This window comes from Mycobacterium sp. EPa45 (assembly GCF_001021385.1).
Taxonomy (GTDB): Bacteria; Actinomycetota; Actinomycetes; order Mycobacteriales; family Mycobacteriaceae; genus Mycobacterium.
In genome coordinates, this window is sequence record NZ_CP011773.1 from 6,041,069 (window position 1) to 6,063,629 (window position 22,561).

The window sequence follows — 22,561 nt, forward strand, 5'->3', positions numbered from 1 at the left end:
GCCGACCGAGCTCGGTCACGATCGCGCCGTGATCAGCGAGGGTTCACCGACCCCGATGGTGATCTGCGGGTTGGCCGCTGGGTCAAGCCAATTCAGTATCGACTTCATCTCCTCGCGCCCGATCGCGACACATCCCCATGTGGGATTGCCGTCGGTCACGTGCAGGAAGATTCCGGCTACCTTCCCCGGAATGCGTTGAGGATTGGACGTGATGTTCACCGCGTAGTCGTAGACCGGGCCGGAGTCGTAGAGGTTCTCGGCGATGCCCGAGGGTTGGCCGACCGCGCGGACGTGCGTGTTGTAGGTCGGAGACTTTCCGTCCTCGTCCCACCAGTCCTGATTGGTGGCCTGGAAGTAGGGCATCTTGGTGCCGGGGCTGGGCTGGCGCCCGAAGGCTTGGTCGAATCCGAATGTGCCCTCCGGCGTGCGGTAGACGCCGTCGGCCGGTGCGCCGACTCCCAATTCGCCGACTTTGGCCGGCGTGGGACCCAGGACGACCTTCCAGTCCTGGCCAACACGCTGGAAAGCGGTCAGGGTGCCGGTGGTGGAGCTGGCGGCGGGCACGCCCACGACAACCCACTGCGATGACTCCGGTGCGGCGCTCGCCGGTGGGGCCAGCAGCAGGCTCAACAGCAGTGCCAGGCCGGATCGCACCACGAGGCTCGCCACGGCATTCATGGTAACCGCAGGGTGTGCGCGATCCGGTGTAGCGAAATGGACTTTTGGGCAGTTTTGGTAGTACTGGACCGTACTGCCGTATGCGCTCTATGGTGAGCGCGTGACCAAGATTGCCGACTACGAGGCGGAATCGTCGCCGTGGTCGCCGCGTGAAGCGGAGCTGCTGGCTGCCACCCTGCAGCTGCTGCAGCAGCACGGGTACGAGCGGCTGACCGTCGACGCTGTCGCAGCAACCGCCAAAGCGAGCAAGGCCACGGTGTATCGGCGCTGGCCTTCGAAGGGCGAATTGGTTCTGGCGGCCTTCATCGAGGGCATCCGGTGCGCAGCGGTCCGCCCCGACACCGGCACTCTGCGCGGCGACCTGCTCCACCTCGGCGAAGCCATCACCGAGCAGGCCGCCCAACACTCCGCCACCATCCGCGCGGTCATGGTCGAGGTCTCCCGCGACCCTGCACTGCGGGAGGCGATGCAGCACCAGTTCCTCGACCAACGCAAGGCGCTGATCGAGTCGGTCCTGCAGCAGGCCGTCGACCGTGGTGAGATCAATGCGGAGGCGATCACTGAAGAACTCTGGGATCTGATGCCCGGCTACCTGATCTTCCGGTCGATCGTTCCCAATCGCCCGCCTTCGGAGAAGACCGTGCTGGCTCTGGTCGACAATGTCATCGTCCCCAGCCTCACCCGTCCTCTCAGCTAGACCGAAGTGTTGCCCGAGGCGATCCAGTACCGTACCGTACCGTCTAGAGCGATCGGCCCCAGCTGACCGGGAAACGATCTCTCCCCGCCATGTACGCCATGTAATCGTGTTCGCCGGTTATCGAAAGGCCAACGGGTGCAGAGGGTTTCGACGGACGCTCCAGACCAGCAGGGCGCCGACAAGTCGCTGACACACCGGTTCGCGCGGGCAACCCGGACGCTCTGCATCCCGATATTGCTGTTCTGGCTGGCGATTACCGTCCTCAGCAACGCGCTGGTACCGCAGCTGGAAGTCGTCGGCAAAGAGCACAACGTGGCGCTGAGTTCGCCCGACTCACCGTCCCTGCAGGCGTTCAAACGCATCGGCCAAGTCTTCGGTGAATTCGACTCCGACAGCGCGGCGATGATCGTCCTCGAAGGCGACCAACCGCTCGGTGCCGACGCGCACCGGTACTACGACGAGCTCATTCGCCGAGTGTCCGCCGACCACAAGCACGTCCAACACATCCAGGACTTCTGGGGTGATCCCCTCACGGCCGCCGGAGCCCAGAGCCCCGACGGCAAGGCCGCCTACGTTCAGGTATTCCTCTCCGGCAACCAGGGCGAAGCGCTGTCGCTGGCCTCCGTCGACGCCGTCCGCGACATCGTCGACCACACCCCGGCGCCGCCCGGCGTCAAGGCATATGTCACCGGTGCGGCACCTCAGGTCGCCGACCAGTTCGAGAGCGGCGATAAGGGGACAACGAAGGTCACCCTGCTCACCATCGGGGTGATCGCGATCATGCTGCTGCTGGTCTACCGGTCGGTGGTCACCTCGCTATTGATGCTGATCACGGTTCTCATCGAAATGTCCGCCGCCCGGGGCATCGTGTCGTTCCTGGCCAACTCTGGGTTCATCGGACTTTCGACGTACTCGACGAACATCCTGACGCTGTTGGTCATCGCCGCCGGCACCGACTACGCAATTTTTCTCGTCGGCCGCTATCACGAAGAGCGGTCGGCCGGCGTCGACCGGGAGACCGCCTTCTACGACACGTACCGCGGAACCTCCCACGTGATCCTGGGTTCGGGGCTGACCATCATCGGCGCGGTCTACTGCCTGAGTTTCACCCGGAATCCCTACTTCCAGAGCCTCGGCATTCCGGCCGCCATCGGCGTCTTCATCGCGCTCATCGCTGCGCTCACCCTCGCCCCGGCCGTGCTGACGATCAGCACGCATTTCGGTCTGCTGGACCCCAAGCGCCGCGCCCGGACCCGGGGTTGGCGACGTATCGGGACCGCCATCGTGCGCTGGCCGGGGCCGATCCTCGTCGTGTCGCTGGGGATCGCGCTGATCGGCCTGCTGGCGCTGCCGGGTTACAAGACCAGCTACGACGTCGGCGCTTACATGCCCGGCGATGTTCCGTCCAATGTCGGCTACACCGCGGCGGAGCGGCACTTCTCGAAAGCGCGGCTCAATCCCGAACTGCTGATGATCGAGACCAACCACGACCTGCGGAACCCCACCGACATGATCCTGTTGGAGCGGGTGGCCAAGGCCGTCTTCCATACCCCGGGAATTGCGATGGTCCAATCCATCACGCGCCCACTGGGAACCCCGCTCGACCACAGCTCCGTGCCATTCCAGATCAGTGCTCAAAGCAGCGCTCAGATCAACAACCTGCCCTACCAACAGGCGCGCGCCGCGGACCTTCTCAAGCAGGTCGGGGAGATCGACAAGACGATCAACATCCTGCGCCAGCAGTACGCGCTTCAGCAAGAGAGTTCGGCAGCCACTCACGAGCAGGTCGAGGCGTTCCACCAAACCGTCGCCGTCGCACAGGATCTGCGCAACAAGATTGCGAACTTCGACGACTTCTTCCGGCCGCTGCGTAACTATTTCTACTGGGAGCCGCACTGTTTCGACATTCCGGCGTGCGCGGCGTTGCGTTCGGTCTTCGACGCGCTCGACGGGATCGACGCCCTGACCGATCAATTGGCCAATGTCACGGCGAGCCTGGACAAGCTGGACGCGCTGCAGCCGAAACTGCTCGCCTTGATCCCGCAGCAGATCGACAGCCAGCAGGCCAACCGCGATCTGTCGATGACGAACTACGCCACCCAGTCCGGTCTCTACGATCAAACGGCGGCGGCGCTACAGAATGCGACCGCCCTCGGTGCGGCCTTCGACGCATCCAAGACCGACGACTCGTTCTACTTGCCGCCGGAAGCCTTCAGTAACAGCGAGTTTCAGCGCGGCCTGAAACTGTTTCTCTCACCCGACGGCAAGGCCGCCCGGATGATCATCACCCACGATGTGGATCCGGCTACACCCGAGGGTCTTTCGCACATCGAGTCCATCCGGCACGCCGTACAGGAAGCGGTGAAGGGAACCCCTCTGGCCGGGTCGAGCATCTACATCGGCGGCACGGCGGCGACCTACAAAGACATCGCCGACATGGCCAAGTACGACTTGATGATTGCCGGCATCGCCGCGCTCAGCCTGATCCTGCTCATCATGATGTTCATCACCAGAAGCATTGTGGCCGCGTTGGTTATCGTCGGTACGGTGGCGCTGTCGTTAGGCGCCTCGTTCGGGCTCTCAGTGCTGGTGTGGCAGGACCTGCTGGGCAAGCCGTTGTACTGGGTGGTCCTCGCGTTGGCGGTGATCCTGTTGCTGGCAGTGGGTTCGGACTACAACCTGCTGTTGATATCGAGGTTCAAAGAGGAGATCGGGGCAGGGCTGAACACCGGCATCATCCGCGCCATGGCCAGCACCGGTGGCGTGGTCACGGCCGCCGGCCTGGTGTTCGCCTTCACGATGGCCTCGTTCGCCTTCAGTGATCTTCTGGTGCTCGGCCAGATCGGCACCACCATCGGACTGGGCCTGTTGTTCGACACGCTGATCGTCCGGTCGTTCATGACGCCGTCGATCGCCGCCCTGCTGGGCCGGTGGTTCTGGTGGCCGTTGCGCGTGCGGCCGCGGCCGGCCAGCGCGATGTTGCGCCCTTACGGATCCCGGCCCGCGGTGCGCCAACTACTCCTCTGGGATGACTGACGGCACTGTCAGCAAGAACACATTGTTTCCACATTGAGATCTAGGTTTGTCTCAATTGCAACATGGGTAACTTTAGTAACAGCGCTGAGGCCTCGGCGCCGCCCTGACCAGCTAAGAAAGAGTCGAATGGATCACCCTTATGAACACAATCCTGTACTTCAGCTCCAATGGCCCCGTATATGAGACCCGCGCCTACACCAAGGCCGATATCGACCGCCTCTTCAAAGGCCGGCAGCTTCACTGCCTGACCAGCCCCGACCGACAGTTCGACTTCTGGTTCAGCCCGTCATCACCGGGATGCCAGAGCCGGATCAATGTGCAAGCAACCGAAGTTCTTCTGGCAACAACCAATTTCACCGCCAAGTCGGTGCCGCTGCTGCCCGGCTGCGTAGTCGTCGCCACTCACGATGCAGACGGCGACCTCGACGGGCTCAGCTGGCAACAGCTCGACCTCCTGGTCCGTAAGAACCGCTCGCTGACCACCCGCGAACTGCGCGTGCTGGACAAGAGGATTCAGCGCCACAACCGGCGCCAGTCCCGGCCGGTCCGCCCCGCCGCGGTCACCCCCCTGCCCGCCGCGAAATCACGCACACCGGTGCAGCGCACCGCGAAGGCGGCTTCCTAAACCCTCGGTGTCCCGCGCTGAACTCGATGGGCACTTCTGCCGGCCCGCTGATGCCGGACGCTCGCGATAGTCGGCTCCCGCATCGACTTTCACCTTTCGCAGCGGAAGATCGAGTGCGGCGGTCCAAAACGTGAAAGTCGACGCGGGCCGCGGTCAGGGGTCGTAGATCCGCGCGCGATGCCCGCGTTCTACGCACTTTCGCTGATGTTTGGCCAATCGCTGGGACCGATGCTGGCTAGCATGAGCGCAATCGAAGCGGAGTCGCCGCTGCTGACTTGGAGCGAGCACATCGTGGGGGAGCTGCCAACCGGAACCGTGACGTTGTTGCTTGCCGACGTCGAGGGCTCCACCCGGCTGTGGGAAACCCAGTCCGAGTCCATGGCGGCTGCCCTGGGGCAGCTCAACCGCACCCTCGACGATCTGGTCAGCGCCTATGGCGGTGTGCGGCCCGTCGAGCAGGGCGAGGGTGACACTTTCGTCGTCGCGTTCGCCCGGGCCAGCGACGCCGTCACGTGCGCCCTGCAGCTGCAGCTGGCACCGCTGACGCCCATCCGTCTGCGCATCGGGCTGCACACCGGCGAGGTACAGCTGCGCGACCCCGGCAACTACATGGGGCCCACCATCAACCGGACCGCACGCCTGCGCGACTTGGGCCACGGCGGCCAGACCTTGCTGTCAGGTGCCACCGAACAGCTCGTCGTCGACCGGCTGCCCGCCGATGCCTGGATGACCGACCTCGGCGTGCATCCGCTCCGCGATCTGCCGCGGCCCGAGCGGGTTGTTCAGCTGTGCCACCCGGAGTTACGCAACGATTTTCCGGCGCTGCGTACCGCCGGCGACGTCGCCGGCCGGCATCTTCCGGCGCAGCTGACCAGTTTCATCGGCCGTGATGTGCAGCTCAGCGAGACCGAGCAGGTCCTCAAGGAGAACCGGTTGGTCACGCTGACCGGCTCGGGCGGCGTCGGGAAGACCCGGCTGGCGGTGCGGGTGGCCGGGCGGATGGTCGATGTCTTCGCCGGCGGAGTATGGTTTGTCGACCTCGCTCCGGTCACCAATCCTTCTGTGCTACCCCTGGTTCTGGCGCGCACACTGGGTCTCGCAGATCAGGCCGGCCGCTCCACCATGGAGATCGTCGCGAAGTTTGTCCAAAATCGCCGGATGCTGCTGGTACTCGACAATTGCGAGCATCTACTCGACGCCTGCGCGGAACTGGCGGTGGCCATCCTTGACGCCGGCCCAGAACTCAGCGTGCTGGCGACCAGCCGAGAGCCGATTGGGGTCGGCGGCGAGGTGATTTGGCGGGTGCCCTCGCTGTCTTTGGTGGACGAGGCCATAGAGTTGTTCGTTGACCGCGCCCGACGCACCCGGCCGGATTTCGCTCTCACAGAGGGTAATTCGTCGGCGGTCGCCGAGATTTGTCGCCGTCTCGATGGCATGCCGTTGGCAATCGAGTTGGCCGCAGCGCGGACACGCACGCTGTCGCTGCCCCAGATTGTCGACGGCCTCCACCACAGCTTCCGGTTACTCGCCGGCGGGGCGCGCAGCGCTGTTCGCCGCCAGCAGACCTTGCGCGCGTCGATCGACTGGTCGCACACCATGCTCACCGATCCGGAGCGTGTGCTCTTCCGTCGCCTCGCGGTCTTCATGGGCGGCTTCGATCTGGCTGCCGCCGACACCGTCGGAGCAGACGCAGACGTCGAGCACTTCCAACTCATCGATCTGCTCGGTCTGCTTGTCGACAAGTCACTGGTGGTCGCCGAAGAAGTTCACGGGATGATGCGGTACCGCCTGTTGGAGACCGTCCGACAGTACGGGCTCGAAAAGCTCGCTGAATCGGGCGAGGCCGTGACGGTGCGCAATCGGCATCGCGATCACTACACCGAAGCCGCGGCCACGCTCGAGGCGCGATCAGGCGGCGACGGAACACCGCTGATTCCGTGGGCCGAACTCGAGATGGACAACCTGCGAGCGGCTCACGCTTGGAGTTGCGACGCCGCTGAGTTCGGGTTCGCTCTGCGGTTGGTATCGGCCTTGCAGCGACTCTGGTTGGCAAGTGGGCGGTTTCGTGAAGGCGTGGCCGGATTCGACGCCGTCTTCGGCGACGCGCGCTACCGCGACGCCGATGTGGAGCCCGAGGTATGGGTGCGGGCGGTTGCCGATGCGGGTCTGCTGGCTATCTGGTTCTCCGTCCCCTTCGACCTGCAGCGAGCGGAGGAGGCTCTGGCAGCGGCGCGTCGTTTCGATCACTCGGCGCTCACCGTGCGGAGTCTCATCACCTGCGCCATGCTCGCTTTCTCCGATCCCGAACGGGCGCACCCCTATTTCACCGAAGCGGCTGATCTTGCCCGCGCATCCGGTGATCTCGCCGCGCTGGCTCAGCTACGCGCCTACCAATGCTTCGTCAGCGGTGCCATGGGTGACCCACTCGCTGCGCAGTCGGCAGGCGAGGAGGGGCGCGATCTTGCCCACGCGACCGGCGACAGCTTCATGTCCCGGTACAGCAGAGCGTTTCTCAGCAGCGCGCTGGCAATGCAGGGCAAGCTGGCCGAGGGGGTCCTGGTGTCCCGGGCGCTGGTCGATGAGGCGCAGGCGGTCGGTGACGCCGCGATGGAATTCTTCGGGCGGATAACACTCGCGCAAGCGTTCGCATTCGCCGGCGATGCTGCGGCGGCGCGCGAATCGGCCGAAATCGCGCTGGAGACTGCGGCCGCTCTGGGCGGCTTCCACGAGGACAGTGGATACGCGGCGCTGGCGGTGGCCGCGCTTGCGGCGGGTGATGCCGAGGGGGCCAAGCAGGCCTGCGACGCAGCCTGGCGGGTTACCTATCCGCTGAAAGAACTGCTCACCAGAACCATGCTGCCGATGGTTGACGCGGCACTGGGATGCGGCGATCTGCTCGGTGCCCGCCGATGGGCGAACGACACCGTCGCGGTCGCGCCGGGGTTCCATCGGATGCGCGCTCTGACTTCGCGGGCGCGGGTCGCCCTCGTGCAGGGTGAACGGCAACAGGCCGACACCGACCTACACGACGCCGTCACGATCGCAGAGCACACCCGGGCGTATCTGTTCCTCCCCGATGCCCTCGAATGCCTCGCGGCATTGGCCGCCGACAACGCCCCGGAGAACGCTGCCCGCCTTCTCGGCGCGGCCGAGAGTATGCGGCAACGGCACGGCGAGAAGCGCATTCCGATGTTTCAGGCGATGTATGACGCGATGTTGTCGTCGGTTCGGGACATATTGGGTGAGAACCACTTTGATGCCGCGTGGCTGGAAGGAACAGCGCTGTCAACCACCGCGGCGATTGCCTACGCGCAGCGAGGTCGGGGTGTGCGTGGGCGACCGGCCAGTGGCTGGGAATCGTTGACCCGCAGCGAAGTGGACGTCGTACGACTTGTCAGCGAAGGGCTGTCCAATAAGGACATTGCGTCGCGGCTGTTCATCTCGCCCCGCACCGTGCAATCACATCTCACGCACGTGTACACCAAACTCGGAGTCACATCGCGCGTGCAACTCGCGCAGGAAGCCGCCCGGCACAGCTGACTTTCAGGCCGGCCGGGTCTCGACGAAGGTAAGCGCGGCGCCTACGCCATCCTTCGGCGTGTACCGCAAGACCGTGACCTGACCATCGTGGACCGTTGTCGACAAGTTTGCGCCATAGATCTTGCTCGCAACGGCGTCGGAGCGCGGGCCCCCTGCATGAACATCTCGACGGTGTGCTCGCCGGGCTCGCACGCGACGAAGTGGGCTTCGTAGAACGGCTCCTCGGTCCGCCGACCGTCGACCTCGATGACAGCCGTGCTGCCCTGCGCGACTGCTCTGCCGATGACGTCGAGATACGCGGCATGCAGCAGCTTGCCGATGACCTTCTGGCCGGGCGTCAACCCAACCTGGATCTCGATGCCGGTCGGCCCGTTCACAGAGAGGGAGCCTAGCCCACGCGATTAGCGGTTTTGCGTCGTCGGCAAATACGATCGATGGCGCAATGAGCGATCAAGACCTCGGTGTCCGGACGGCGCCCACGACGGCTGCGGCGAACCGGCTCCTGGCCGAAGCCGGTCGCCGTCGAACCTTCGCCGTCATCAGCCACCCCGACGCCGGTAAGTCCACGCTCACCGAGGCGCTGGTGCTGCACGCGAGAATCATCACCCAGGCCGGTGCCATCCACGGCAAAGCCGGGCGGCGGTCCACGGTCTCGGACTGGATGGACATGGAGCAGGCCAGGGGTATCTCCATCACCTCCACGGCACTGCAGTTCCCCTACCACTCGCCGGAGGGCCAGGACTGCGTCATCAACCTGCTCGACACCCCCGGGCACGCGGACTTCTCCGAGGACACCTACCGGGTGCTGAGCGCCGTCGACTGCGCGGTCATGCTGATCGATGCAGCCAAGGGCCTGGAACCCCAGACACTCAAGCTGTTCCAGGTGTGCAAGCACCGCGGCCTGCCGATCCTCACGGTCATCAATAAGTGGGACCGTCCCGGCCGTCACGCGCTGGAACTCCTCGACGAGATCCAGGCTCGGATCGGGCTCAAGCCGACCCCGTTGACGTGGCCGGTCGGCATCGCCGGCGACTTCAAGGGCGTGCTGGATCGCCGCACCGGCAACTTCATCCGATTCACCCGCACAGCGGGTGGTGCCACCGCCGCACCCGAGGAGCACATCGCTCCCGAACAGGCCCACGAGGCAGCCGGCATCGACTGGGACAACGCGGTCGAGGAATGCGAGCTGCTCTCCGCCGATGACGGTGACCACGACCAGGAAGCGTTCCTGCAGGGCGTGACGACGCCTGTCCTGTTCACCTCCGCGGCCCTGAATTTCGGCGTCAACCAGCTCCTGGACAACCTGACACGGCTCGCGCCTCCGCCGAGCGGCCAGGTCGACGTCGAGGGCAATGTGCGGCCGGTCGACGCACCGTTCAGTGCCTTCGTTTTCAAGGTTCAAGCCGGCATGGACTCCGCCCATCGCGACCGCATCGCCTACGCCCGGGTGTGTTCGGGAACCTTCGAGCGAGGCGACGTCCTCACTCACGCCGCGACCGGCAAGCCGTTCGTCACCAAGTACGCGCAATCGGTGTTCGGCCAACAACGCTCGACACTGGACAATGCGTGGCCGGGCGATGTGATCGGGCTCGCCAACGCCGCGGCACTGCGCCCAGGAGACACCCTGTTCCGCGACCTGCCCGTGCAGTTCCCGCCGATTCCGAGCTTCTCCCCCGAGTATTTCTCCGTCGCCCGGGGCACTGATCCGAGCAAGCACAAGCAATTCCGCAAGGGCATCGAGCAACTCGAGCAGGAGGGGGTGGTGCAGGTTCTGCGGTCAGACCGCCGCGGCGAGCAGGCGCCCGTCCTGGCCGCAGTGGGCCCACTGCAGTTCGAGGTGACCAGTCACCGGATGGCCACCGAATTCAATGCACCGATCTCTTTGGAACCGCTGCCCTACACCGTGGCGCGTGCCGCCGACCCTGAGGACGCAGCGTTCATCGACAAGCAGGTGTCGACCGAGGCTCTCACCCGCACCGACGGTGTGACGCTCGCATTGTTCACCACGAAGTGGCGGCTGCAGGGCTTCTGCGAGGACAACCCGAATGTGAAGCTGCGCCCGCTGGTTGCCGCAGGCGACGACTGATCACCACTTCGCGGCGACGTTGATCGCGATCTGGTCAGCGATCTTCGGGGCTGAGTCCCCGGGGTCGGCCGCGCAGGTGTTGACGTCGATGATGATGTTGTTGCGACGCTCCAGTGCCCGGCCACAGGCCCGGCCCGGAGCCTTGGCCTCTTCCTCTGTTGCGGTCGTGCTCAAAGCGTCGTCAGCGGTTGCGATCTGCCCGACCGACCAGCGGGTCCCGCTCTGCGTGTGAGTGAATGCGTGGCACGCCTGCCATTGTTGCGCCGAGGCGGAGAAGAAATTTTCGGCTTGCTCTGCCGTGGGGAACAACACCACTGCCTGCTTGACGTAATGGTCCAATTTGTCTCCGTCGCTGAGGCTTTGGTCGCGCTCCGCCAGGTAGCCACTGTCGGCATACACGCGCGTCTCAGCGGCGCCGTCGATGGCGAGGCAGTCCAGTGGCGCCATGACGCCGGCGTTGTCGGCCATCGACGTCGCCGTATTCGTGACAGCCATATTGTTGACCCCCATCGCGGCGTTCACCTGATCAGGGCTGAGCAACAGCCCTGGCAGTTCCCGTTCGACAAGCGGGCGCGCGATCAACTTGGGGGGCGTCGCCGTCACCGCAACGCCTCCGATGGTGCCCCCGCACCCGGCGCTCATCAGCACACAGAACACGGCCGCCGTCACGACCAGTTTCCGACGTTCCATTTCCCGCAGGGGTATACCCACATTTTGCGATTTCGGCGCGCAATCCGCCGTTGAGCGAACGAAAGCGCGCCGAAATCGCTAGGTGTTGACCGTGGACAGACCCGCCTTGACCTGGCGTGACAGCTCGTCAGCCAGGATCTCGGCGTCGCCATTGAGGACGCCGGTGATGGCCTGCTTGGCCACCTGTGCGGGATCGATCTTCTGCTCGGCCGGGATGTAGCTGACCATGTCGGTGTCCATGTACCCGACGTGTAGGGCGGCGACGTGAATTCCCTTGGGCGCGAGCTCAGCTCGCAGCGCGTCGGTGAGCGCCCAGGCGGCTGCCTTGGCCGCCGAGTAGGCGCCCGAGCTCGGCGGGTGCACCCACGCCAGCACCGACAGCACGTTCAGTACCGCTCCCCCGCCGTTGTTCTCGATGATCGGCACGAACTCCCGGCTGACATTCAGCGTCCCGAAGTAGTGGGTTTCCATCTCGAGCCGGATGTCGTCGATCGGCCCGGTGAGCAGCGGTGCCCGCGTGGAGACGCCGGCGTTGTTCACCAGCACCGTGACATCGCCGGCGATCTCCGCCGCGCGGCGCACCGACTCCGGGTCGGTGATGTCCAGCTGGACCGGGATCGCGCCGGGCAGGTCGACGGTCTCCGGCCTGCGGGCCGCGGCGTAGACCTTCGCCCCCCTCGAGAGCAGCTCGGCGGCCAGCTGTCGTCCCAATCCGCGATTGGCACCTGTTACCAGTGCGGTGATCTGCTCGGTCATCGATGTCCCTTTCCACGGTTCTTTGGTTGGCTCAACACTAGAGCAGGCTGAGTTAATTCCGGTAGACCCAGCTGGTGACCGCCTGGTACAAGCCGGTGCCTCCCAGCTGAGAGCGCGGCGGTCGTGGCGGTCCCACTCGGATGAATCCCACGATGGTCCGATGCAGCATCACAGGCACATCGCACGCAGTGCGGCGGCGCTCGCCGCCGCCATGGGTATCGGCCGGTTCGTTTACACCCCGATCCTGCCGCTGATGACGGCACAAACACCCATGACGCCACATACCGCCGCCACCTTGGCCACCGCCAATTACATCGGCTACCTTGTCGGCGCACTGGCGGGCTTCGTCTGGCCACGACTCGCCCGATCCGTCGTTGCCTGTCGCGCATCGCTGGTCGTACTCGTCGCGAGTTTGGCCGCCATGCCGTTGGCCGGCACCACGTTCGAGTGGATGCTGCTGCGCACCGTGGCCGGCGTGACCAGTGCGCTGGTGTTCGTGATCGCCGTCAACACCCTGCTGGAGCACCTACACGGCAGTCCGGCGCACCTGGCCGGGTGGGCATTCGGTGGAATCGGTGCGGGCATCGCGTTCTCAGCGGTCCTGGTGCTGGCCGGCCAGCAGTGGCGGCTCGCCTGGTGGGGCGCGGCGATCGCAGCTGGGATCCTGACCACCGCCGCTTGGATGATGCGCCCGGCTCCCCCCGGTGTGCAGTCGTCGGGTGTGACTCAAAATCGCCTGCCGCACTGCATATTCGGGTTGCTTGCGGTGAGTTACACCCTCGAGGGCGTCGGCTACATCATCGCCGGCACCTTCCTGGTCGCCGCGGTCACACAGGGCGCACCGCACTGGCTCGGCGGCGCGACGTGGCTCGTCGTAGGGCTGGCGACCATTCCATCCGCGGCGCTGTGGGCGGCGTTGAGTACCCGGTGGTCACATTCGGGACTCTTGGTGACGGCGTTGTGCGCGCAAGCGGCGGGAATCGCCGCGGCAGGCATCTTCGGCGGGGTCGCGGCCGCGCTGATCGGGTCGGCGTTGTTCGGCGGCACGTTCATCGGAATCAGCACGCTGTCGCTGGCGGCCGCGCGTCTGCTGCGCTATCCGCGTGCGGTCGCACTGTTGACCGCCGGATACTCGGTCGGGCAGATACTGGGACCGGTCGTGGTCAGCCCCCTGCTGCATGACGGCTTCCGGCCGGCCCTGGTGGTGGGTGCGGCCGTGGTGCTAGCTGCCGCCGTGGTCGCGGGGCTGATGCGGGTCGTCGGCGGGCAGCCAGGACGAGGAGTCGGCGAGTCCGAAATCCACTATGCCCCGGGTGAATTCGTCGACCAAGGCGTGAACCGCGGGGTTGTCGTCGTCGCGCCGCCACACCAGTGACCACGTCCACAACGGCGACGGGTTGATCACCGCCCGGCGCACCAGGTCTTTGGGCAGCGCCTCGTCCTGGCCTTTCGGGTTGTTGACAACCGGACGGCCCAGGCCGCGGACGTGCTCGAAGAACGTTGGGCCGGTGACACCGCCGTCGTCGGTGCGCATGATGCGGGCGCCGGTGGCGGCCGCGAACTGCTCGGCGTAGCGATTCCACGACAACCAGCTGCCGGCATCCGCGTCGACCAACACGACGGTGTCGGCGGCATCGACCGGCGCATCGTCGGAACCGACCGCAAGCGCGTAGAGCCGGTCCACTCCCAGCAGCCGGGCCTCGAGAGACAGCGCCTCCAGGTCGTCCTTCTGCACCCAGCAGATCGCCAGATCGAGGCTGCCGTCGGCGACCCGCGCGGCCTGCGTGTGCGACGGCATGACCCAGGTGTCCACCCGCAATTGCGCGATCCCGGCCGCCCGCTCGGACCAATCCGTCGGACACCAATTGACATAGCCGACCCGGACCGGCTCCGAACCACCGAGATTAGAAGCGCGCCTTCGCAATTCGTCAGCTTGGGCGATCAGCGCCCTCGCGTCCGGTAATAGCGCGGCGCCGGCTGGTGTCAGGGTCACTGAGCGGCGGTCGCGGTCGAAGAGGGTGATCTTGAGGTCGCGCTCGAGAACCTTGATCTGCTGAGACAGCGACGGCCCGGCGATGCGGAGACGTTGAGCAGCGCGACCGAAATTCAACTCGTCGGCCACGGTGACGAAGTAGCGCAGCTGCCGCAACTCCATCGCTGCAGCCTAGTAGGCGCTGCCTCACAGCAGAGAGGGGATCTGTCGACCCGGCGTGGCATCAGCGTGAAGTCCCACGTGTTGAGCAAGGCAGACAGCGAAGAAAGGACCATCAACATGGACATCCCGGCGCGGGTCGCCGTGATCACCGGTGCCTCCCAGGGCATCGGGGCCGGCCTGGTACAGGGCTATCGCCGGCTGGGCTACGGGGTGGTCGCCAACTCGCGAACCATCCGCGACAGTGACGACCCACTGATACTCACCGTCGCCGGCGACATCGCCCGACCAGGGGTGGGACAACGCATCGCCGACGCTGCGGTGCAGCGCTTCGGCCGCATCGACACGGTGGTCAACAACGCCGGCATCTTCATCCCCAAACCGTTCACCGATTACACCGACGCCGACTACGACGCCATCACCGGAGTGAATCTGCGTGGCTTCTTCGAGGTGACCCGGGCGGCGCTGCGGCTGCTCGGGACCGGTGGCCACGTCGTCAACATCTCGACCAGTCTGGTGGACCACGCCAACTCCCAGGTGCCGTCGGCGTTGGCATCACTGACGAAGGGCGGCCTCAACGCCGTGACCAGGGCGCTCGCCGTCGAGTACGCCGGCCGCGGGATCCGGGTCAACGCCGTCGCCCTCGGGGTCGTCAGCACCCCGATGCACGATCCGTCGACCCACGACATATTGGCCCAACTCAATCCGCTGCGCCGGCTCGGCGATATCGACGACGCCGTCGAGGCCGTGCTGTACCTGGAACAGGCAGGATTCGTCACGGGCGAGATCCTGCACGTGGACGGAGGTCAAAGTGCAGGACACTGAGGATCTCCTACGATCCGTATTGAACCGGTGGAAAGCCGCTATCGACGCCCACGATCCGCAAGCGGTCGCCGCCGTCTTCGCCGCCGACGCGATTTTTCAGGGCCTGCGCCCCTTCAGCGTCGGGCGACAGGGAGTCTTCGACTACTACGACTCTCAGCCTGCCGGGATGACGGTGAACTACTCGGTGCTGGAATCGCGGCAGATCGGCGCCGACACCGTACTGGGCTATGTCGCAGCGAGTTTCGCGTTTCGCGATGGACAGGCCAGGGACCTTCGCCTTGGCATCGTCATCACCCGCTTCGGCGAGCACTGGAGCATCGCGTACTACCAGGCGAGCCCCGCTCCGGATTAGCGGCCGAGGTGGATCTGCAATCCGTGGCTGCGCAATTGTTCGAAGCTGTAGCTGAATTCGCCGCGGCGGCCGATGGATACGACGTAGCGGTCCTGGCCTTCGTTGATCGAGAAGGTGAAGGAGAACGTGCAGTTGGCACTGTCGCCGGTGCCCGCACCCAGCGACGTGGTGGTGAGAATGTCGCCCTTGCCATTCCTGACGGTGACCGGAGTGGTACGCCCGACGTCGGCGTAGCCGTCCGTCCCGTGGCAGGCGCCCCCGTCGGTGACGATCGCGCCGGTGCCGAGGCTGTCGGTCAGTACGAAAACACCGGAGATCTTGGCGGATTCAAGAACGCGAAAACCCTTGTTGAACCGCGGGCAGAACACATCGACCGCGATCTTGTCGGCGAGCAGACCCTGCTGCTGCCCACCGTGTTCGAGCTGATTACACACCTCGTGCCCGTGGGCTACGGCATTGGCCTCGGAATTGAACTGGTCGAACAACCCCGCCGTCTGCAACGCCTGCACGTAGTCGACTTCGGGCACCGGCCCCGGTTTGTGCCGTGCCCACAGTAGGCCCGCTACCACTCCGGCGATGATGACGATGACCGCGGTCGTCACTCCCGTGGCCAGCCACGTCAACCGAATGCTCGACCGAGCCACCGGCACTTCGACGTAGTCCGGCAACATCTGCCCACCGACGGGGTCGTTCGACTCGGCCCTGCCGTTTCGAACCCGATTGGTCGGATGTCCGGCGGTGTAGTAGCGGCCCTCGAAGCGGGCAGTTGGATCGGGCCGCCAGCCAGTCGGCGGGGTCGGTGTCAGGACACCGCCGCAGCGCGCGCAGCTGCCGTGTGCGTCGAGGTCCGCCCCGCAATAGGGGCAGGCCGCGGGCGCACGCTTCATCGCTCTTGAATATCACCGAAACCGGCATCTCGCTGCGGCAATGCGCTCTTTGTGCAGGTGCGCGCGCCGGGCCGCACTGGCGCTGCGGGGCTGGGTATGCCAGGCGGGTTAGGGTGCTTTGGTCGGCTTCAGTGAACAAGCCGACCGGAAAGTTGAGCAAAATCTATGAGTGCACCAGCAGAGACGTCACCGCTCGAAGCCCGGGTCGGCCACTACTACCGGATGGACGGGACCTACCTCGTCGGCCGCGAGAAGCTTCGTGAGTATGCCCGCGCGGTGCAGGACTACCACCCTGCCCACTGGGATGTCGCTGCGGCCGCCGAGCTCGGCTATTCCGATGTGATCGCCCCGCTGACCTTCACCTCGGCGCCCGGTATGCAGTGCAATCGGCGGATGTTCGAGTCGATCGTCGTCGGGTACGACACCTACTTGCAGACCGAAGAGGTCTTCGAGCAGCACCGCCCGATTGTCGCCGGTGACGAGCTTGTCATCGACGTCGAACTCACCTCGGTACGCCGCACTGCGGGCCGGGACTTCATCACCGTCACCAACACGTTCACTGACACCCGCGGCGAGCGGGTGCACACTCTGCACACCACCGTTGTCGGCATCACCGCCGAGGACATCGACGCGGGAGTGAAGACGGCCGTCCAGAACGCGATGATGCACGACATGAACATTCTCGACATCGGCGGGATCGACGACGAATACGAGAAGGAGCTGCGACCCGAGGGCGAGATCCGCATCTCGGACGGCGGTCTGACCCGCACGCCGGGAACGCGGTCATTCGACGACGTCAAGGTCGGCGACGAGCTGCCGACCCACCACACCCGGGTGGCCCGCGGCGACCTGGTGAACTACGCCGGAGTGGCCGGCGATGCGAACCCGATCCACTGGGATGAGGACATCGCCAAGCTTGCCGGCCTGCCCGACGTGATCGCCCACGGCATGCTCACCATGGGCCTTGCCGCGGGCTTCCACTCGAGCTGGTCGGGTGATCCGGGTGCGGTGACTCGCTTCGCGGTGCGGTTGTCGCAGCCCGCTGTCGTCTCGGCGAAGCAGGGCGCCGACATTGAGTTCAGCGGCAAGGTCAAATCGTTGGATCCCGAAACCCGCTCGGGCGTAGTCCTCATCGGCGCGAAATCCGAGGGCAAGAAGATCTTTGGTCTGGCGACGATGAACGTGCGATTCGCCTGACGCCGCGTTACCCGCGAAGCTCGGAAAGCCATCGCCCGATCCCGCGCGGATCCGCGATGTGATCCGGATTGACAACGCGCATGGCGGCATTGACGGCCATGGCTGCCTCGCAACTGTCCGGATCCTGCAACACGACCCGTCCACCGGCGCCTTTCACGTCCTCGCAACCGCGGGCTCCATCTTCGCTCGCGCACGAAAGCAAAACGGCCGTTACCGAATTGACGAGCTGGGCCGCGCTGGAGAACACCGCGTCCAGCGAGGGACGCGAGCACAGGATCGGTGGATCCAAAGTCAGGTGGGCGCGCACGCCGGGACCCGTCTCATACTGCTCGATCGGCGTCTGCGGCTCCGTCGACCGGCCGCGGTCGTTGCCTGCCAGCAGGTGGTATCCGGCAGGGGCGAGGGTGACCTCGCCAGGTGTGCACGGCCACGGACTGTTGCTCGGTTCACGAATCGGAATTGCGGTGTAACTCTGGAGAACTCGATCAAGTCCTGAGTACTGCGGCGCGCGATGCAACACCACGAACACCACCGTGTTGCCGATGTCGACGAGTGTTTCGAAGATCCCTCGCAACGCCTTGATTCCCCCGGCACTGCCTCCGATCACAACGACGTCAGGGCCCGACATACTGATTCTGACTCTTGGCGTAGATGCCCAGACGGCGGTCCTGCGGCTTGAACAACCGCATGCCGTCGACGGTCAGGCCCTCCCGTGGACCGATGACGAGATTGCCGAATGGAGCCAAGCTCTCCCAGAACATGCGTTCGGCCCGGCGTTGCAGCGTTTCCTCGAAATAGATGAAGACGTTCCTGCACAGGATCAGATGAAATTCGCCGAAGGTGCTGTCGGTGGCCAGATTATGCGAGAAGAACTCCAACCGCGAACGCAGTGTCGGGCTGAGAATGCACCGATCATACTTGGCGATGTACCAGTCCGAGAATGGTCTTACCCCGCCGCTGGCTTGGTAATTGCGGGTCGCGCCCACCATGGCATCCGCGGGGTAGATTGCCGACGCGGCGATCTTGAGGGAGTCGCTGTCGATATCGGTTGCATAGATCGTCGACCGATCCAGCAGACCGGCCTCATCCAGAAGGATCGCAACGGAATACGCCTCTTCACCCGTCGCGCAACCCGCGACCCAGATCCGGATGCGCGGGTAGGTGGCCAGTCGGGGCAACAGCTCCGCACGGATGTTGTTGAACACCAGTGGGTCTCGGAACATCTCGGTAACATTGACCGTCATCGTGGACAGCAGCGAGGCCAACAGGCTGGGATCGCGGAGCACCCGATCCTGAGCCCTGGATATGGTGCCCAACGAATGCCGTTCGACGAACGCCATCAGCCGTCTATTGCGCGACGCATCCGTGTAGTGACGAAAGTCGTAGCCGAGAAACTCGTACACCGCGTAGAAGAACGCCTCCGCCTCGATCGCCGTCAGTTCCTTGGACCGAGCCGGATCATTCTCCGCGGGATTACTCATTGGTGCTTGCCGCCCCCTGCTGGCCTCGCAACCGACTGCCCAGCCACACCCTGAGCACGGATGTCAACTGATCCATGTCGACCGGTTTGGTCACATAGTCCGAAGCACCTGCGTCCAAGCACTTCTGGCGGTCACCCTTCATTGCTTTTGCCGTCAACGCCACGATCGGCAAGGTGCGCCAGCGGGATTCAGCCCGGATCCGCCGCATCGCCTCGTAACCGTCCATGACCGGCATCATGATGTCCATCAACACGAGCCCCACCTCTGGATGCGCGGCGAGGCTGTCAAGTCCTTCTTGCCCGTTTCGGGCGGGTATCACCGTGATGCCGTAGCGCTTCAGCGCGCTACCCAGTGAGAAGACGTTGCGGACGTCATCGTCGACCAGCAGGACGGTGTTGCCCTTGAGGCTTTCGTCGACCCGCTTGGGGTTTGACAGAATTTCGCGGGCCGAGTCGGGCATGTCGGTGGCCACGCGGTGAAGGAACAGTGCAGTTTCGTCCAGCAGCCGCTCAGGTGATTTGGCGTTCTTCAACACGATGGCAGAAGCCAGCACCTCGAGGCGCTGCGTCTCGGCGGTGGTCAATTCCCTTCCGGTGTGGACGATTACCGGCAGATGTTTCTGTTTGAGCTGATCCTTGACCCGCTCGATGAGATCTATGCCGTCCATATCGGGCAGCCCGAGATCGAGGACCAGACAGTCGTACGAGGTCGGTCCGGCCAATTCGGCCAGCACCTGCTGGCCGGTTCCGACGCACGTGATCGCGATATCGTCGCTCTCGATCATGTGCTTGACAACCTGACGCTGGCTGGCATCGTCTTCGGCGACCAGCACGTGGCGCGGCCCCGGCTTCAGGAAATCGGCGACCGCGCTGAACATCGACCGGAGATCGGCGACCTCGGCGGGCTTGTTCAACGTGTGGATTGCACCCATCCGCCGGCCGCGGCCGTCGTCGTTCGCACCCGAAATGACGTTGACCGGTATGTGCCGCGTGGCGAGGTCATGCTTGAGCACGTCCAGGACAACCCAGCCGGCCATGTCCGGCAGACCGATATCCAACGTGATCGCGGCGGGTTGCCTTTCCTTCGCCAGCGCCAACGCCATTCGGCCGCTTGCGGTGACGACCGCATCGAAGCCGGCTTCCGTGGCCAGCTCGACGAGCAATCCTGCAAATGTCGGGTCGTCCTCGACCACAAGCAGGACCGGTTTGGACCCTTCCGGCCAGCTGACGGACGAAATATCCACCGCGCCAATGCGTGAGAGCGCACCATCGGCTTCAGGCGACATCTGACCAGGCGACACCTCAGCGGTGGACGCGGATCCGTTTGCGGCCACCTGCTGCGGTGCCGGCGGGGCGAGCACACTGCTCGGTGGCGCCGCAGCGCGCGGGGCCTCGGGCAGCGCGGCGTCACCCGCCTGTGGGGACGTGACGGGCAGATAGCAGGTGAAGGTTGATCCCTCGCCCAGCGCACTGCGCAGCGTGATTTCGCCGCCGAGGTTGCGTGCGAGTTCGCGGCTGATCGCCAGCCCCAACCCGGTGCCGCCGTACAGCCTGGTGTTTCCCTTGGCCGCCTGCTGGAAGGACTCGAAAATCAGGTGGTGGTCCTGCTCGTCGATACCAATTCCGGTGTCGACGACGGCCACTGCCAGGTAACCGGTTCCTGGGTTGCCTTCGATGTCACCCGCCCCCGACAGCTCCACGGTCACCGAGCCTTGGTCGGTGAACTTGATCGCATTGGCCACCAGGTTCTTCGCGATCTGCTTCACGCGCGTGTAGTCACTGAAGAGTTGCGTTGGGGTGGCGTCGCCCACCACCACCCGGAAGCTGACACCCTTGTTGTCCGCGATCGGGCGAAAGGTGCGCTCGAGGAAGGCGACCAGGTCGCTTACCTGGATCAGCTCGCGCTCCAGACGTAACGATCCGGATTCCACCTTGGCAAGGTCGAGCACCTCGTCGATGAGGTTCAACAGGTCCTTGCCGGACTGTTGAATCGTCTCCGCGAACTCCTGCTGTTTGTCGGTGAGGGGGTCATCCGAATCGGCCAACAAGCCCGCCAGGATCAGGATGCTGTTGAGCGGTGTCCGCAACTCGTGCGACATATTCGCCAAGAACTCCGACTTGTACCGCGATGAGACGGCCAGTTCCTCGGCCTTGGCTTCGAGGGTCTGGCTGAGCCGATGCAATTCGTTGTTCTTCTGCTCCAGCGACTGCGCCTGCGTCTCGAGGCGCTCCGAACTCGCCCGCAGTTCTTCCTGTTGCGAGCGCAGCTCCTCGGTCGTCTCCTCCAGCTCGGCATTCTGGGCCGATAACTGGTCTTCGCGTTGCGTCAGCTGTTCGTTCGCGGTCCGCAACTCCTCTTCCTGCGCCTGCAGTTCCTCGGTCTGCGCCTGGGACAACCGCAGCAACTCATTGGTCTTCTGTGCGGACTCGATGGCGCTGAGGGCAACTCCCGCTCCGAAGGCAATGCTCTCCAACAGTTCGACATCGTCCTGCGAGAACAACCGCAGGGCGGCAAGCTCGAGGACGCCGTGCACCTCGGAGTCGGTCTTGATGGGAATGAGGATCAGCGACACCGGGTCCGTCTTGCCCAAGCCCGAGACGATCTCGACATAGTCCCCGGGGGCGCCGGTGACCTCGATCCGATTGCCCTCCAGCGCGCACTGGCCGACCAGCCCGTCCCCCAATCCGAACGAATTCGGCAAGTCCTTGCGGCGGTGGAAGGCATACGAGGCCACCAGGTCGAACCGGTCCATCTCCTGCGCCTGCCGCAGATACAGGGCTCCGTGTTTGGCATCGAGTGCCTGCGCAGTGCGTGACACGATGACCGAACCCGCGGATGCCAGATCAGGCGCCGCCTGAATCTCGGTCATCAGATTCGCCTGAGTTTCCTTGGCACGGCGGGCCTTTTCGTTCTGTTCGGCCGCCCCGGTCACCGTGCGATGGATATTGCGGCTGGTGAAATACAACATGATGCCCAGGACCAGGACGATGGCGCTGGCGAGGATCCACAGCAGTGACCGGGCGAAACGGACCGCATTTTCCGCCCTGGTGTTGGCACTGGCGACGGCCTTTACCGAGTCCTGCTCGATCTGGCCCAACTGACTCTCCAGCGCCGCGACCTGACCGGCGAGGTCTCTCGCGGAAGCCACTGCCTGCCCATTGTTCTGGGCGTTCTGCAGATCGGACCGATAGTTCGACCGGAAGGTCGACCAGGTGCCCAGTGCCTGCTGGTACATCGAGCGGATCGAGCTGTTGTCCTCGGTCTCCGCGCCCGCTCGAAGCTCGGTGTCAACGGTTCGGTCGAGTTCGTCGAGCTCGCCGGCGAGTTCCGCGCGGCGGGCGGGGTCGTTGGAGAACAACAGCCTGTCGTGCGCGACGAGCAACGCCTTCAGATCACGCTGGACGTCGAGTGCGGCGACCTGGTCGTTGCGGGCTTGGGACCGCTCCTCGAACAGGTCGGTGATCTGCCGGAGTTGAACGGTGTAGAGCGTATTCGCCATGATGACGGCGAGAAGCGCGCATCCGCACACGATCGCCAGTCGGGTCGCAAGCTTCATGTC

17 protein-coding genes and 1 pseudogene are annotated in these 22,561 nt (G+C 64.9%); 9 read left to right on the top strand and 9 right to left on the bottom strand.

Annotation, left to right across the window (positions count from 1 at the left end; all coding sequences use genetic code 11):
• Positions 1 to 15: 15 nt before the first annotated feature.
• On the bottom strand, positions 16 to 678 hold the full coding sequence (locus AB431_RS28715) for a L,D-transpeptidase (protein ID WP_047332810.1): 663 nt from the start codon (positions 676 to 678) through the stop codon (positions 16 to 18).
• A gap of 100 nt (positions 679 to 778) precedes the next feature.
• Here AB431_RS28715 and AB431_RS28720 point away from each other — a divergent pair, with 100 nt between their 5' ends.
• From AB431_RS28720 to AB431_RS28735, 4 genes are all read left to right on the top strand, one after another.
• Positions 779 to 1,375 (top strand): TetR-like C-terminal domain-containing protein, encoded by a 597-nt coding sequence (locus tag AB431_RS28720; RefSeq protein WP_047332811.1) that lies wholly within the window; start codon positions 779 to 781, stop codon positions 1,373 to 1,375.
• A 186-nt stretch (positions 1,376 to 1,561) separates the two neighbouring features.
• The gene (locus tag AB431_RS28725) at positions 1,562 to 4,411 is read left to right on the top strand and encodes an RND family transporter (RefSeq protein WP_047333900.1); all 2,850 of its coding nucleotides are present in this window, start codon (positions 1,562 to 1,564) and stop codon (positions 4,409 to 4,411) included.
• Between the two features lie 139 nt (positions 4,412 to 4,550).
• The gene (locus AB431_RS28730; protein WP_047332812.1) at positions 4,551 to 5,036 is read left to right on the top strand and encodes a hypothetical protein; all 486 of its coding nucleotides are present in this window, start codon (positions 4,551 to 4,553) and stop codon (positions 5,034 to 5,036) included.
• 228 nt (positions 5,037 to 5,264) lie between these two features.
• The gene (locus AB431_RS28735; RefSeq protein WP_047333901.1) at positions 5,265 to 8,576 is read left to right on the top strand and encodes a LuxR C-terminal-related transcriptional regulator; all 3,312 of its coding nucleotides are present in this window, start codon (positions 5,265 to 5,267) and stop codon (positions 8,574 to 8,576) included.
• A gap of 41 nt (positions 8,577 to 8,617) precedes the next feature.
• Here the strand turns inward: AB431_RS28735 and AB431_RS28740 are convergent, their stop codons facing one another.
• A complete protein-coding gene (locus AB431_RS28740) occupies positions 8,618 to 8,953 on the bottom strand; it encodes a hypothetical protein (RefSeq protein WP_047332813.1) in 336 nt (111 codons plus the stop codon).
• 65 nt (positions 8,954 to 9,018) lie between these two features.
• Between AB431_RS28740 and AB431_RS28745 the strand changes: the two genes are divergently transcribed.
• On the top strand, positions 9,019 to 10,662 hold the full coding sequence (locus tag AB431_RS28745) for a peptide chain release factor 3 (protein ID WP_047332814.1): 1,644 nt from the start codon (positions 9,019 to 9,021) through the stop codon (positions 10,660 to 10,662).
• On the opposite strand, the gene AB431_RS28750 is transcribed toward AB431_RS28745, so the two are convergent.
• Complete coding sequence (locus tag AB431_RS28750) at positions 10,663 to 11,352, bottom strand: sensor domain-containing protein (RefSeq protein ID WP_047332815.1); 690 nt, start codon at positions 11,350 to 11,352, stop codon at positions 10,663 to 10,665.
• A gap of 78 nt (positions 11,353 to 11,430) precedes the next feature.
• Positions 11,431 to 12,108 carry an SDR family oxidoreductase gene (locus AB431_RS28755; protein ID WP_047332816.1) on the bottom strand — a complete coding sequence of 226 codons (678 nt, stop codon included), beginning with the start codon at positions 12,106 to 12,108 and terminating at the stop codon, positions 11,431 to 11,433.
• A 253-nt stretch (positions 12,109 to 12,361) separates the two neighbouring features.
• Between AB431_RS28755 and AB431_RS28760 the strand changes: the two are divergent.
• Positions 12,362 to 13,288, top strand: a pseudogene (locus AB431_RS28760) (YbfB/YjiJ family MFS transporter); the annotation flags it as partial.
• 42 nt (positions 13,289 to 13,330) lie between these two features.
• On the opposite strand, the gene AB431_RS30245 reads toward AB431_RS28760, so the two are convergent.
• The gene (locus AB431_RS30245; protein ID WP_082135835.1) at positions 13,331 to 14,263 is read right to left on the bottom strand and encodes a LysR family transcriptional regulator; all 933 of its coding nucleotides are present in this window, start codon (positions 14,261 to 14,263) and stop codon (positions 13,331 to 13,333) included.
• A 117-nt stretch (positions 14,264 to 14,380) separates the two neighbouring features.
• On the opposite strand from AB431_RS30245, the gene AB431_RS28770 reads away from it, so the two are divergent.
• Together AB431_RS28770 and AB431_RS28775 are read left to right on the top strand one after the other, a co-directional pair.
• Positions 14,381 to 15,085 carry an SDR family NAD(P)-dependent oxidoreductase gene (locus tag AB431_RS28770; protein ID WP_047333903.1) on the top strand — a complete coding sequence of 235 codons (705 nt, stop codon included), beginning with the start codon at positions 14,381 to 14,383 and terminating at the stop codon, positions 15,083 to 15,085.
• Positions 15,072 to 15,437 (top strand): nuclear transport factor 2 family protein, encoded by a 366-nt coding sequence (locus tag AB431_RS28775; RefSeq protein WP_047332818.1) that lies wholly within the window; start codon positions 15,072 to 15,074, stop codon positions 15,435 to 15,437. Before AB431_RS28770 ends, AB431_RS28775 begins: the two co-directional genes overlap by 14 nt.
• Here the strand turns inward: AB431_RS28775 and AB431_RS28780 are convergent.
• The gene (locus AB431_RS28780; RefSeq protein ID WP_047332819.1) at positions 15,434 to 16,324 is read right to left on the bottom strand and encodes a DUF732 domain-containing protein; all 891 of its coding nucleotides are present in this window, start codon (positions 16,322 to 16,324) and stop codon (positions 15,434 to 15,436) included. The two genes, AB431_RS28775 and AB431_RS28780, sit on opposite strands and share 4 nt — an antisense overlap.
• A 165-nt stretch (positions 16,325 to 16,489) precedes the next feature.
• On the opposite strand from AB431_RS28780, the gene AB431_RS28785 reads away from it, so the two are divergent.
• Complete coding sequence (locus tag AB431_RS28785; protein WP_047332820.1) at positions 16,490 to 17,521, top strand: fused (3R)-hydroxyacyl-ACP dehydratase subunits HadA/HadB; 1,032 nt, start codon at positions 16,490 to 16,492, stop codon at positions 17,519 to 17,521.
• Positions 17,522 to 17,528: 7 nt separating this feature from the next.
• Here AB431_RS28785 and AB431_RS28790 read toward each other — a convergent pair whose 3' ends face one another.
• Genes AB431_RS28790 through AB431_RS31515 form a run of 3 tightly spaced genes read right to left on the bottom strand, consistent with a single transcriptional unit; the run spans position 17,529 to position 22,558 of the window.
• Positions 17,529 to 18,149, bottom strand: coding sequence for a chemotaxis protein CheB (locus AB431_RS28790; protein WP_047332821.1), 621 nt, complete (start codon positions 18,147 to 18,149; stop codon positions 17,529 to 17,531).
• On the bottom strand, positions 18,136 to 19,002 hold the full coding sequence (locus AB431_RS28795) for a protein-glutamate O-methyltransferase CheR (RefSeq protein ID WP_047332822.1): 867 nt from the start codon (positions 19,000 to 19,002) through the stop codon (positions 18,136 to 18,138). The genes AB431_RS28790 and AB431_RS28795 overlap by 14 nt, the downstream gene beginning before the upstream one ends.
• A complete protein-coding gene (locus tag AB431_RS31515; RefSeq protein ID WP_047332823.1) occupies positions 18,995 to 22,558 on the bottom strand; it encodes a response regulator in 3,564 nt (1,187 codons plus the stop codon). The genes AB431_RS28795 and AB431_RS31515 overlap by 8 nt, the downstream gene beginning before the upstream one ends.
• Between the last annotated feature and the right edge of the window lie 3 nt (positions 22,559 to 22,561).

Coding starts and splice junctions, on each gene's coding strand:
- AB431_RS28715 (WP_047332810.1), bottom strand. CDS start 678: ATGAATGCCGTGGCGAGCCTCGTGGTGCGATCCGGCCTGGCACTGCTG.
- AB431_RS28730 (WP_047332812.1), top strand. CDS start 4,551: ATGAACACAATCCTGTACTTCAGCTCCAATGGCCCCGTATATGAGACC.
- AB431_RS28735 (WP_047333901.1), top strand. CDS start 5,265: ATGCTGGCTAGCATGAGCGCAATCGAAGCGGAGTCGCCGCTGCTGACT.
- AB431_RS28745 (WP_047332814.1), top strand. CDS start 9,019: ATGAGCGATCAAGACCTCGGTGTCCGGACGGCGCCCACGACGGCTGCG.
- AB431_RS28750 (WP_047332815.1), bottom strand. CDS start 11,352: ATGGAACGTCGGAAACTGGTCGTGACGGCGGCCGTGTTCTGTGTGCTG.
- AB431_RS28755 (WP_047332816.1), bottom strand. CDS start 12,108: ATGACCGAGCAGATCACCGCACTGGTAACAGGTGCCAATCGCGGATTG.
- AB431_RS30245 (WP_082135835.1), bottom strand. CDS start 14,263: ATGGAGTTGCGGCAGCTGCGCTACTTCGTCACCGTGGCCGACGAGTTG.
- AB431_RS28770 (WP_047333903.1), top strand. CDS start 14,381: ATGGACATCCCGGCGCGGGTCGCCGTGATCACCGGTGCCTCCCAGGGC.
- AB431_RS28780 (WP_047332819.1), bottom strand. CDS start 16,324: ATGAAGCGTGCGCCCGCGGCCTGCCCCTATTGCGGGGCGGACCTCGAC.
- AB431_RS28785 (WP_047332820.1), top strand. CDS start 16,490: ATGAGTGCACCAGCAGAGACGTCACCGCTCGAAGCCCGGGTCGGCCAC.
- AB431_RS28790 (WP_047332821.1), bottom strand. CDS start 18,149: ATGTCGGGCCCTGACGTCGTTGTGATCGGAGGCAGTGCCGGGGGAATC.
- AB431_RS28795 (WP_047332822.1), bottom strand. CDS start 19,002: ATGAGTAATCCCGCGGAGAATGATCCGGCTCGGTCCAAGGAACTGACG.
- AB431_RS31515 (WP_047332823.1), bottom strand. CDS start 22,558: ATGAAGCTTGCGACCCGACTGGCGATCGTGTGCGGATGCGCGCTTCTC.